6 protein-coding genes are annotated in these 12,833 nt (G+C 69.3%); 4 read left to right on the top strand and 2 right to left on the bottom strand.

Features of this window, described 5'->3' with window-relative positions; all coding sequences use genetic code 11:
• Positions 1-77: 77 nt before the first annotated feature.
• Positions 78-851: a sugar transferase gene (locus ACH4U8_RS38400; protein WP_360309615.1), complete on the top strand. Its 774-nt coding sequence runs from the start codon at positions 78-80 to the stop codon at positions 849-851.
• Between the two features lie 538 nt (positions 852-1,389).
• Here ACH4U8_RS38400 and ACH4U8_RS38395 read toward each other — a convergent pair.
• The gene (locus tag ACH4U8_RS38395) at positions 1,390-2,355 is read right to left on the bottom strand and encodes an O-antigen ligase family protein (protein ID WP_395782868.1); all 966 of its coding nucleotides are present in this window, start codon (positions 2,353-2,355) and stop codon (positions 1,390-1,392) included.
• A 188-nt stretch (positions 2,356-2,543) separates the two neighbouring features.
• On the opposite strand from ACH4U8_RS38395, the gene ACH4U8_RS38390 reads away from it, so the two are divergent.
• Positions 2,544-3,161 (top strand): NeuD/PglB/VioB family sugar acetyltransferase, encoded by a 618-nt coding sequence (locus ACH4U8_RS38390; protein ID WP_395782793.1) that lies wholly within the window; start codon positions 2,544-2,546, stop codon positions 3,159-3,161.
• Here ACH4U8_RS38390 and ACH4U8_RS38385 read toward each other — a convergent pair.
• Positions 3,154-4,089, bottom strand: a complete 936-nt coding sequence (locus tag ACH4U8_RS38385; protein ID WP_360309609.1) for an NAD-dependent epimerase/dehydratase family protein — start codon at positions 4,087-4,089, stop codon at positions 3,154-3,156. The genes ACH4U8_RS38390 and ACH4U8_RS38385 overlap by 8 nt on opposite strands.
• Before the next feature lie 232 nt (positions 4,090-4,321).
• Here ACH4U8_RS38385 and ACH4U8_RS38380 point away from each other — a divergent pair, with 232 nt between their 5' ends.
• On the top strand, positions 4,322-7,549 hold the full coding sequence (locus ACH4U8_RS38380; RefSeq protein WP_395782792.1) for a DUF4082 domain-containing protein: 3,228 nt from the start codon (positions 4,322-4,324) through the stop codon (positions 7,547-7,549).
• A gap of 184 nt (positions 7,550-7,733) precedes the next feature.
• Positions 7,734-12,506 carry a DUF4082 domain-containing protein gene (locus ACH4U8_RS38375; protein ID WP_395782791.1) on the top strand — a complete coding sequence of 1,591 codons (4,773 nt, stop codon included), beginning with the start codon at positions 7,734-7,736 and terminating at the stop codon, positions 12,504-12,506.
• Positions 12,507-12,833 lie beyond the last annotated feature (327 nt).

The following is a 12,833-nucleotide window of genomic DNA, read 5'->3' as shown; positions in this document are numbered from 1 at the left end:
GCGACGGCCGGTGAGGGAGACACCGCCGGCGCCCGAGGGACGCCACACCGAACGCCACACCAGGGGAGGGGCATGGCATGCGACGACTGTTCGACATCACCGTGGCCGTGCTGGCATTGGTTCTATTGGGACCGGTCCTGCTCGCGATACACGTGATGATCCGCGCGACCATGGGTGGACCCGTACTGTTCCGCCAGACACGCAGTGGCCTGCACGGCCGCGACTTCGAGATCCTCAAGTTCCGCACCATGCACGACCCGCGCTATCCGGACGAACCCGACGCGACCCGGATCACCCGCGCCGGGCAACTGCTGCGGACCACGAGCCTGGACGAACTGCCGCAACTGATCAATGTGTTGCGCGGTCAGATGGGCATCATCGGGCCGCGGCCGACCTTGCCGAGCCAGGTCGTGCACTACACGCAACGCCAGCGCGGCCGGCTCGACGTGCGACCCGGGCTGACCGGCTGGGCACAGGTTCAGGGGCGTAACGCGCTCAGTTGGCCGGTGCGCATCGAATACGACCTCTGGTACGTGCGCAACCGCGGCCTGCGGGTCGACCTGGTCATCCTGTGGCGCACCGTCGGCGTGCTGCTGAAGCCGAGCGGGATCACCGCCGCCGGTGGCGTCAACCCGGGCTTCCCGGTGCCGGTCGCCACGCTGCCCCAGGAGGATCCCGGGCGCGAGGCCGCCGCCCGCTCCGGCACCGTCCGGCAGGACCGCGGCGAGACATTCCCGCTGCCCAGACCCATCGTCTGGTCCGCGCCGATCACGCACTCCCCGGTCGACCCGACCCGGCTGTTGCCACCGCAGCGGCCGAAGGGCGACTCGCTGGCCGAAGAGGTCTCCTGAGGCCGGAACGGCTCGATGTGCGGATGTCCGTGCCCGATCGTGGGGGTCGAGCACGGACATCACGTCGAACCGGTCGCGCAGCGTATTCGAAGGGCCCGAGGCGATATCGCGGTGAGGGCTTCCCGGAATCGTCCGGAACACGATCGTGCGGCCCAGGCATGCTGTGACCTGCACGTACACGGGACACCCAGGGCTCATACCCACCTGTGCGGCAGCGGCCCCCCGGACCGCTCGTCCCGCTTTTCTTATTTTCTGGAAAATCCCGCAACGAACTCGAAACGGGATTCCGGCAATCCTGCACGCGGATCGACAAACCTGCGAATCGACGTGACATTCCCCTTGCCTGGGAAATAGGTGCGCCCGTGGTGCGGCGATTCCACAAAATAGACGCGGAGCCCCTCACACAACACGGATCTGAGCATCATCTGAGGTTTCGCACCCCTGGATATGGGTGAGTCGGGCATCACGCCCAAAAGTAACGAGCCACCCATTGCAGACAATCCCCACCGCGCGCCGGTCGACCCACAACCCGCCCGCGCTACGAGACCCCGTCCGTCGACCGTGCCCGCGCGCTGCGATCCGGACCGGCCGTCGCCACCCCTGTCAGCACCCCGACCGCCACCAACACCGCAGGAAACTCGGCCACATAGTCGATCGACGCCTGCACCAGAAAAGCGGTGAACGTCGCCGACCCGACCAGCACCACCGCAACCGGCTGCGGCGACCGCCACAACCGCACGTACACCCACCCCACCAGCGCGACCAGACACACCGCGCCCGGGACCCCCTGCTCGGCGCTCTGTCGCAGCCACAACGAGTGCGCCGAATGCACATCCGCATCCGAACTCGCGGTCGCACTGTTCGTCACGAACATCCCCGGACCCGTCCCGCGCACCGGAAGACTCTTCGTCAGATGTGCCCCCTCGCCCCACAGTTGCACCCGACGCTCGGTCAGACCCGCCTCGGCCGCGCCCTCCAGACCACCCGTACGCGTCCCGAGCACCCCCAGCACCACGGTGCCCAACGCGACGCCGACGACACACAGGGCCGACACCAGTACCACCGTGCCCTTGCGACGGGCCGCCGCCGACAACAACCCGGCCGACAACACCGCCAGCGCGCCCACCGCGGCCGCCACCGACCGGGTCGCGAACGTCGCGAGCACCAACAAGGCCGCCAGTACCAGAATTCCGCGCCGCCACCGAGCGGAGGCGACCGCCAGAGCCGCCAGACACGCGGCCCCCGCCGCCTGCGCGACCAACGCGCCGTTCGCATTCCCGTAGTGCAACGGCGGCGCCGTCGCGTCCCCACTCGACGCGCCCGGCCACAACACCGACATTCCCGCGACCGCGCCGGCCACCATCGCCGGCGCCGGTAACGCGGAACCCACGCCCAGTAAACGCCCCAGCACATACCCGCCGACGGCGGCCGACAACGCGAGCAGGAACGCCGCCGGCTCGCCGGCCCGGTTCGCCGCCGCCACCAGCGCCCACAGCGCGGTCATCGCGACCACGGCCGCACCCAACAGATCGAGTCGGGACGGATACCGCGCCCAACCCCGGACCCGACGGTCCCCTTCCCGGTCAGCCTCCACCGCACAACCCGCTTCCGCTCGACGATCCGGGCCCGACCCGTACCGCGCCCCAGTGCGCGCGCTCATCCCGGCCGCCCGGCGATGCCAGGATGTCCCTCATGCCGCTCTACATCTGCGGGGCCGGCGGCGTAGGCCGCGAAGCCCTCGACGCCGCGCTCGCCACCACCCTCACCGTCACCGCGTTCCTCGACGACGCCCGCGCCGGCGAGAAGGTGCGCGGCCTGCCGGTGTTGCGCCCCGCCGACGTCGACTCCGGCGACTACCTGGTCGGCATCGCCGCCCCGGCCGCCCGCGCCCGACTGGCTCTCCTGCTCGACGAACGCGGCCTGCGCGCCGTCACCCTCGTGCATCCGCGCGCGGTGATCTCGCCGGAGACCTCGATCGCCGCCGGCTGCCTGATCCAGGCCAACGCACACGTCTCCAGCAGCGTCACCCTGGGCCGGCACGTGCAGGTCCACTACAACGCCACCATCGGTCACGACGCGGTGCTCGACCCCCGCAGCACCGTGTACCCGGGCGCGAACATCTCCGGCAACGTGCACCTGGGCGAGGACGCCACCGTCGGCAGCAACGCCGTGGTCCTGCAAGGGCTGACCGTCGGCGCCGGCGCCTTCGTCGGCGCCGGTGCCGTGGTCACCCGCGACGTACCGGCGGGCGTCACCGTGGTGGGTTCACCCGCTCGACCGCTCCGCCCGCGCGAGGACCGGCTCAGCTGAGCCGAGACCGGAACCACGCGACCGTCTGCGCGAGCCCGTCCCGCAACTCGACCGGCTCCGCGGTCGGGAACAGCGCACGCAGCCGCGACCCGTCCGCCTGCGAATCCCGGACATCGCCGGGACGCGGCGGCACATGCTCGACCTCGACCGAATGCCCGAGCACCTGCGTCAACAAGTCGATCAACGCGTTCAACGAAGTCCGGGAGCCGAACGCCAGGTTGACCGGAATGTCCGAGACCACCCGGCGCAGCACCGCGTCGGTGAGCACCGCGCACACGCTCCCGATGTTGGTGAAGTCCCGCGTCTGTTCGCCGTCGCCCTGCACCGACAACGGCCGACCCGCCAACGCCGCGTCCACGAACCGCGGAATCACCGCCGCGTAGGCGTGATCGGCGGGCTGACCGGGCCCGAAGACGTTGAAGAAGCGAAACGGCAACACCGGCAGGCCGTAGCAGTTGCCGTAGGCGATCAGATACGACTCGGTGGCCAACTTGCTGACCGCGTAAGGGCTCAGCGGCGCGGTGCGCATGTCCTCCCGCTTGGGCAACTCGCGGTTGGCGCCGTACACCGAGGACGAGGACGCGGCCACCACGTGGATGTTCCCGGCCCGCCTCGCCGCCTCCAGCACCTCCAACGTGCCGGTCGCGTTGGCGTGATGGCTGGCCAACGGCGCCTCCACCGACCGCGGTACCGACGGCAACGCCGCCAGGTGCACCACCGCGTCCGCGCCCGCGAATGCCCGGTCGAGCAACTCCGGCTCCAGGATCGATCCCTGATGGAACGTCACTTTCAGACCGGCCAGACTCTCCAGCGACCCCGTGGACAGGTCGTCGACCACGTGCACGTCGCGCACGACGTCGTGGTCCTGCAACGCGGCGGCCAGATTCGAGCCGATGAAACCGGCGCCGCCGGTGATCACTACCTTCACAAAGTCCCCCCGGACCGTCGTGCGGAACCAGCCCCGCGAGGGCCGGTGTTTCGAACTCCCCCAAGTCCGACCCGAGGCCGACCCGCCCCCGGCCCCCGCACTGTACCCACGGGCCGCTTCACGAGAGGGCAAAACCCGGACAACAGGCCGGAACGTGCGCCACACTTTCCCCTATCTCGGACCCGGGACACCGCCCCGGGCACCGAAGTTGGGGTGGGGGACACTCATGAACATGCCCAGGCCGCGGCTGCGCAGAGCAACGATTCCGACGCTCATCGCGTTGTTGCTCGCGCTGATCGTCGCGGCACCGAACACACCGAAGGCAGCCGCGGGACCGTGCGACGCGCCGGTCACGAACGCGGTCGTCTGTGAGAACAGCAAGACCGGCAACCCGCGGACCGAATGGGACGTCAGCGGTGCGGGAAGCAGCTCCATCCAGGGCTTCTCCACCGACATCAGCGTCAACGCCGGTGGCCAGATCAAGTTCCGGATCGACACCACCGCGAGTTCCTATCGCGTCGACATCTACCGGCTCGGTTGGTACAACGGCAACGGCGCCCGCAAGGTCTACACGATCCCGGCCTCGGCGGTGACCCCGCGTCAGCAGTCGAACTGCGACACCGAAAATCTGGTGACCGGCCTGATCGACTGCTCGAACTGGACCGACTCCGCTTCCTGGACCGTACCCGCCGACGCGGCGTCCGGCTACTACATCGCCAAACCCACACGCACCGACGGCACTTCGGGCGCGAGCCACATCCCGTTCGTGGTCCGCAACGACGCCTCGCACTCGGCGCTGCTGATGCAGGCGTCCGACACCACGTGGCAGGCGTACAACGCGTACGGCGGCAACGACCTCTACACCGGCCAGCCGGTGGGTCGGGCGTACAAGGTCAGCTACAACCGGCCGTTCACGACACGTGCCGACAACCCCGCGGACTCGTTGTTCAACGCCGAGTTCGCGATGTTGCGCTTCCTGGAGCGCAACGGCTACGACGTCACGTACTCGACCGGTGTGGACAGCGATCGACGCGGCCAACTGATCAAGAACCACAAGGTGTTCCTGTCGGTGGGTCATGACGAGTACTGGTCCGGCCCGCAACGGGCCAACGTCGAGGCGGCCCGCGACGCGGGCGTCAACCTCGCCTTCTTCTCCGGCAACGAGGTGTTCTGGAAAACCCGTTGGGAGAACGGCGGGATCAACGGCAACGGTCCCGACCACCGCAACCTGGTGGCGTACAAGGACACCCACGCCAACGAGTCGATCGACCCGCTCGGCCCGGCCATGTGGACCGGCACGTGGCGCGACCCGCGCTTCTCGCCACCCGGTGACGGCGGCCGACCGGAGAACAGCCTCACCGGCACCATCTTCACCGTCAACTGCTGCACCACCGACATGTACGCCAACGGTGCCGACGGCAGACTGCGCCTGTGGCGCAACACCCGCCTGGCCACCCTCGGCCTCACCGAACAAACCACTCTCGGAAGCGGAACCCTCGGCTACGAATGGGACTCCGACCTGGACAACGGCGCCCGACCCGCGGGTCTGATCCGGCTCTCGACCACGGTCAAGTCCGGCATGTCGGTGCTCCAGGACCAGGGTTCGACCTACGCCGACGGCAGTTCGACCCACAGCCTGACCCTCTACCGCGCACCCAGCGGCGCGCTCGTCTTCGGCGCCGGCACCGTGCAATGGGCCTGGGGCCTGGACGTCTACCGGATCGGCGCCAACGGCACCGTGGACACCGCGATGCAGCAGGCCACCATCAACCTCTTCTCCGACATGGGCGTGCAACCCGGCACGCTGATGGCCGGCATGGTCGTGCCGGTCAAGAGCACCGACACCACACCGCCCGTCTCGACCATCACCGCCCCCACCAACGGGGGCAGCCTGCCCGCCAACGCCAACGTGACGGTCACCGGCACCGCGACCGACACCGGCGGCAAGGTCGGCGGCGTCGAGGTCTCGGTGGACAACGGCGCCACCTGGCACCCGGCCACCACCGGGCGGGAGAACTGGACCTACGTGTTCACCACCGGCCCGGGCGGGTCGGTCACCATCAAGTCCCGGGCCACCGACGACAGCGCCCGGACCGAGACCCCCGGTGCCGGCGTCACGGTCACCATCGGCGGGCCACCGCAACCGGTCGTCTGCCCATGCACCCTGTGGACCCCGACCGACCAACCCTCGTCCGGGCCCGACCCGGACACCGCCGGCACCGAACTCGGCGTCAAATTCCAGCCCGATCGGGCCGGCTTCATCACCGGAATCCGCTTCTGGAAGGACGCCGCGAACACCGGCACACACACCGGGACGCTGTGGTCCTCGACCGGCACGGCACTGGCCACCGCCACGTTCACCGGTGAAACCGCCTCCGGCTGGCAGGAGGTGACGTTCGGTCAGCCCGTACCGGTGACCGCCGGCACCACCTACGTGGCGTCGTACCAGGCACCCAACGGCAGATACAGCGCCGACCAGGGCGGCCTGACCAACGCGCACATCCGCGGCCCGCTCACCGCACCGGCCAGCAACGCCTCCGGCGGCAACGGGGTGTACCGCTACGGCACCGGATTCCCGACCTCGACCTGGAACGACGCCAACTTCTGGGTCGACCCGGTGTTCACCACCTCGAACACCGGCCCGGCCGGCCCCGCGCCGGTGGTCACCACGATCGTCCCGGCGGAGGGCGCGGGCTTCGCCCCGGTCGCCGGCAACCTCGCCGCGACCTTCGACCTCGCGGTGCAACCCGCGACGATCGTGTGGTCGCTCAAGAAGTCGGACAACAGCACCGTCGCCGGCACCGCGAGCTACAACGCCGGGACCAGGACCGCCACCTTCGATCCCACCACCGACCTGGCACCGGGCACGTCGTACTCGGTCACCCTCAGCGGCGCACAAACCGCCGAAGGCGTCCCGATGGCCCCCAGGTCGTGGTCCTTCACCACGGCCGGCGGCACACCACCGCCGACCTGCAATCCGTCCTGCACGATCTGGCCCGCCACCGCGACGCCGGCCGTGCTCTCCGACACCGACACCACCGGCATCCAACTCGGCGTCAAATTCAGCAGCACGGTGCCGGGCAAGATCACCGGACTGCGGTTCTACAAGGGCCCCAACAACACCGGCACGCACACCGGGACGCTGTGGTCCTCGACCGGCACCGCACTGGCCACCGCCACGTTCACCGGTGAAACCGCCTCCGGCTGGCAACAGGTGAACTTCGCCCAACCGATCGTGATCGCCGCCAACACCACCTACGTGGCCTCGTACTTCGCCCCCCAGGGCCGGTACTCCTCCACCGAGGGCGGCCTGACCTCGGCGGCCGGCACCGGGCCGATCAAGGCCGCCGCGTCCGGAAGCGTCGGCGGCAACGGCGTCTACGTCTACGGGACCGGCTTCCCCACCAGCACCTGGAACGACAGCAACTACTGGGTGGACGTCGTCTTCACCACCAACTAGCCCACAGCGGTGCGGGTGGCCCCAGCGACCCGACACCGGGCACCGACCCGGCAGCCGGCGGCATCGACATCGATCCGCCGGCCGCCGGTCTCGCAAAGGGACACGGCGACCCGGATCCGGCGCGCCGCACGGCCCTTTCGACCCCCACGAACCGACCGTCATGCCATTGAGGAGCACCAACTCGATGAAGGCTGCCCGCGCCAGGACCAGATCGGGTCACCGGCCACGCAGAGCGACGTGGACGAGCATCGCGTTCGCCACGATCGGCGCGTTGCTGTTCACCTTGTTCGCACCGATCACCGCGGCCCAGGCCGCGCCATGCAGTCCGTGCTCGCTGTTCGCCGGCGCCACCCCCGCCGGCGCCGTGACCGACACCGACGCGGTGGCCGTCGAGGTGGGAGTGCGGTTCAAGCCCGACAGCAACGGCACGATCACCCAGGTCAAATTCTGGAAGGACGCCGGCAACACCGGCACCCACACCGGCCGGATCTGGAACACCGCGACCGGCACCGCGACCTCGGTGACCTTCACCGGCGAGAGCGCCTCCGGCTGGCAGACCGCGACCTTCGCGACCCCGATCCCGGTCGCCGCCGGCTCCACCTACATCGCCTCCTACGTCGCACCCGGCGGCCGCTACACGGTCACCGACAACTTCTTCGCGATCGACCACACCGTCGAACAACTCGTCGCCCCGGCGAGCAACGGCACCCAGGGCAACGGCGTCTACACCTACAACCCCGGCGGCGGCATGCCGACCGACTCCTACCAGGCCGGCAACTACTGGGTGGACGTCTCCTTCGTCCCCGGCGCCGACACCACGCCGCCCACGGTCACCCAGACCACGCCGGCCGCGAGCGCCACCGGAGTGGCCACCGCCGCACCGCTGTCCGCCACCTTCAGCGAGCCGGTACAGCCTGCCACCGTGCAGTGGGCGGTCACCCAAACCGGCGGCCCGGCCGTCGCCGGCACCGCCACGTACACCGGCAACACCGCGACCTTCCAGCCCACCGCGGCACTCGCGGTATCCACCGGCTACTCCGTCACGGTCACCGGGGCCAAGGACGCCGCCGGCAACACCATGGCCACCAAGTCCTGGTCCTTCACCACCGGCACCGGCAGCAGCCAGTCCGTGGAAACCAGCATCTGGACCGGCCCGGTCAGCCCGAGCACGCCCAACCAGACCGACAACAACAGCGTCGAGGTCGGCGTCAAGTTCCGCACCACCACCGACGGCCAGATCAAGTCGATCAGGTTCTGGAAGCTCACCGGCAGCACCGGCCCGTACGCGGTCAGCCTGTGGGACAAGAACACCCAGACCCGCCTGGCCACCGTGCCCAACGTGAACCGCACCGGCAGCGGCTGGCAGACCGTCGACCTGCCCACCCCGATCACCGTGCACGCCGGTGTCACCTACGTCGCGTCCTACTTCGCGCCCAACGGCAACTACCCGGCCAACACCGCCTCGTTCTCCCAACCCGTCGGCAACTCGATGATCACGGCCCTGGCCGACGGCGTCGACGGCGGCAACGGCGTGTACAAGTACAACGCCGGCAGCAGCTACCCGACGGACAGTTGGAACGGCAGCAACTACTGGGTGGACGTGGTCTTCAGCACCAACGCCGAGGACACCGTCGCCCCCGCCGTCACCGACATGACACCGACGCCGAACGCCAACGGCGTGCTCTCCGGCATCCAGCCCTCGGTCACCTTCAGCGAACCGCTCAAGCCCACCGGCCTGAACTTCCAGCTCAAGCGCAACGGCACGGCGGTGCCCGCCGAGCTCGAACTCGACAACCCGACCACACCGACCCAGCTCACCCTCAAGCCGAACGCCGAACTGGCCTACGGCACCCCTTACACACTCACCGTAAGCGGCGTCAAGGACCGATCCGACAACGCGATGCCGGACGCCACCTGGACCTTCACCACCGGCCAGGCCCCGCCGACCCCGCCGTGCGACGCGCCCAACACCGGCCCGATCCTGGTGATCAAGGCCGACTCCAACCCGTTCAGTTGCTACTACACCGAGATCCTGCGCAGCGAGGGCCTCAACTCGTTCGCGGTCAAGGACGCGAGCGCGGTCACCGCGACCGTCCTCAACGGCTACACCACCGTCGTGCTCGGCGACTTCGCCCCCTCGACGCAACTGGTCGCCGACCTCACCGCGTGGGTCAACGCGGGCGGCAACCTGATCGCCATGCACCCGCGCGCCGCCCTGGCCGGCCTGCTCGGCCTCGGCACCTCCGGCGGCTTCCAGGCCAACCAGTACATGAAGGTCGACAGCGGCACCGCCGCCGGCGCCGGCATCTACAGCCAACTGAGCATGCAGTACCACGGGCCCGCCGACGTGTGGACGGTCCCGGGCGGCGTCGGCACGGTCCGTGTCGCGGACCTGTACACCCGCACCGGCACCAGCCCGCTCGGCCCGGCCGTGACCACCCGCACCGTGGGCAGCGGCACCGCGTCCGCGTTCACCTACGACCTGGCCCGCTCGATCGTGCAGACCCGGCAGGGCAACCCGGCCCAGGCCGGCGTCGAGAACGACAACTTCTCCGACAGCGGCGGCCCGCTGATGCGCGCCGACGACATGTTCTATCCGGACTGGGTCGACCTCAGCCGGGTCCAGGTCCCGCAGGCCGACGAGCAGCAGCGCCTGTTCGCCAACCTGATCGAAATCGGCAACCGCGCCAAGGCCCCGATCCCGCGCACCTGGTACCTGCCCGGCAACGCCGCCACCGCCGCACCCGACCTGCTCAAGGTCGTGATGGTCTCCACCGGTGACAACCACGGCCAGAACCTCAGCGACATGCAGGGCAGGGTCACCCGCTACAACAACAACAGCTCCGACCCGGCCTGCGCGAGCCCGATCGCCGCGCTGCGCGACGCCGCGGTGCGCAACTGGAAGTGCATGCGCGGCACCATCTACGTCTGGGGCCCGGGACCGCAGGGCACCCAGGCACCGTCGGTGTCCGACGTCCAGAACTGGACCGCACAGGGCTTCGAGATCGCCCGACACGTCGACCAGAACGGCAGTTGCCCGCAACTGCGCGCCGGCGCGTCCCAGACGGACATCAACGCGGAACTCGGCGCGGTGTACGAGAACAGCCTGGACGACTTCACCCGCTACGCGCCCCTGAAGCCGACCACCAACCGCACCCACTGTCTGACCTGGCCCGACTGGAGCTCGAACGCCTCGATCGCCCGCGCCAAGGGCATCCGGCTCGACACGAACTACTACTACATGCCGGACTACTGGAAGAACACCTGGGGCGGGCCGCTGATGAAGGCGAGTCCCGGCTTCTTCACCGGCTCCGGCTTCCCGATGCGATTCACCGACCCCAGCGGTCAGATGATCGACATCTACCAGGGCACCACACAGATCAACGACGAATTCCAGCAGGTCTATCCGGACACCTTCGACCAGCTCGTCAACGGCGCCAACAACGACGGCTTCTACGGCGCCTTCGTGATGAACAACCACACGGACTCGGCGAACGCCAACGGCGGAGTGGGCAACGTGGGTCAGCTCGACATCGAGCAGGCCCTGATCGCCTCGGCCAAGGCGAAGAACGTCCCGATCGTCTCGGCCAAACAATTGCTGGACTGGACCGACGCCCGAAACGCGTCCACGATCACCGGCCTCACCAGGGTCGGCAACTCGGTCACCTTCACCGTCAACCAGAACGCGGCCGCGACCAACCTGATGACGATGTTGCCGACGACCGGCTCGGGCGGCACCACACTCACCGCGCTCTCCCGCGGCGGCATTCCGGTCACCTTCCAGAAGACCACCGTCAAGGGCATCGAGTACGCCGTCTTCGACGGGACCTCCGGCGCCTACACGGCGACCTACGCCAACCCGGTCGCACCGCAGATCGCCCAGGCCAAGGCCGCCCCGACGGCGGACGGCTCGGGCACGCTGACCTGGACGACCGACGTGCCCTCGACCACCGAGATGCAGCTCGGCACCAGGCCGGACCAGATGCCGATCACCCACAAGAGCGTGGAGACCGCCGGCGAACACAAGATCGCCCTGGGCGCGCTCAAGCCCGACACCACCTACTACTACCGACTCACCTCGGAGAACGCGAAGGGCGAGCGCAGCGTCTGGCCCGCCCCGAACGCCAAGCCCGCCGAGTTCCGCACCCCCAAGGCCGACCGCAAGGCGCCGGTGATCAGCGACGTCTCGGTCAAGACCTGGCCGGACGGCAGCGCCGACCTGACCTGGAAGACCGACAAGCCCACGACCGCCTCGGTGCTCCTGGGCGACAACCCCGCGTCGGTGCGCCCGGTATACGCGGACCGGAAGCAGTCGACCACCGAGCACCACGCCAAGCTCGGCCACCTCGGCTCGGGCAAGACCTACGCGTTCCGCCTCGCCGGCGTCGACGCGGCCGGGAACGAGGGAACCTGGTCGGGCGGCGACGGAAGGAAGAAGGACAGCGCCCGACTGGTGATGCCCAGGCCGGGCGTCGCCGAGACCGGCGCGTTCGACTTCACCAACGGCACGGTCTCCGGCGGAGCGGTCAGCGGCGACCGGCCGGACGCACTCACCCTGGACCGGGCCTCAACCGGTACGTACGTGTCGAAGCCGTTGGACGCGGGCCGCATGGTGACCTGGCTGGCCGGCGACTGGCAGGCCGACATCCCCAAGGGCACCACGCTGCGGGTATCGGTACGCACCGGCACGACGGCCACCCCGGACGCGAGCTGGACACCATGGAAGGACCTCACCCGCCCCGGCGACACGGTCGGCAGCGCATCGCGCTTCCTGCAATACCGAGTGGAACTCGCCGGCACCACCGACGGTCGCCCGCTGCCCACTCTCCGGGGCATCGGCTTCACCCACGACGGCACGGTCACGACCACGCCCCCGGTGACGGAGGCAGGCCCGAACACGCTGCCCGGCCCGAAGCCGGTGACGGGCCCGAAACCGGCGATGGGGAAGGGGCGTTGACCCTGGGCTGACGCCGCGGGGACGGTATGAGCGGCCGGGCTCGGAGCGATTTGGTGCTCCGGGCCCGGCCGTGTACTGTTGCGAAGTCCGCCCGGGAGGCGAGCAAATCCATGATCACCGATTAGGCGATCGGGAATGCGCTCCGCTAAAGTCTGCGGACGCCGCCAAATGCCTCGGAGAATGTAAATTCCCGATGCCCGAAGCGGTGAGCGAAGCAGGCCGCAAGGACTGCTAAGCTCGAAGAGCCGGAAGCCGAGGAAACGAAAGTTTCGAAGGCGGAAAGCAACGGACGAAAAGCGGGTCGCAGGATCTGCTAGAGTCCGGAAG

This window comes from Embleya sp. NPDC020886, assembly GCF_044333915.1.
Classification (GTDB): domain Bacteria; phylum Actinomycetota; class Actinomycetes; order Streptomycetales; family Streptomycetaceae; genus Embleya.
This window is presented reverse-complemented; position numbering and strand designations above follow the sequence as displayed.

Coding starts and splice junctions, on each gene's coding strand:
- ACH4U8_RS38375 (WP_395782791.1), top strand. CDS start 7,734: ATGAAGGCTGCCCGCGCCAGGACCAGATCGGGTCACCGGCCACGCAGA.
- ACH4U8_RS38400 (WP_360309615.1), top strand. CDS start 78: ATGCGACGACTGTTCGACATCACCGTGGCCGTGCTGGCATTGGTTCTA.
- ACH4U8_RS38395 (WP_395782868.1), bottom strand. CDS start 2,355: ATGACCGCGCTGTGGGCGCTGGTGGCGGCGGCGAACCGGGCCGGCGAG.
- ACH4U8_RS38380 (WP_395782792.1), top strand. CDS start 4,322: ATGCCCAGGCCGCGGCTGCGCAGAGCAACGATTCCGACGCTCATCGCG.
- ACH4U8_RS38390 (WP_395782793.1), top strand. CDS start 2,544: ATGCCGCTCTACATCTGCGGGGCCGGCGGCGTAGGCCGCGAAGCCCTC.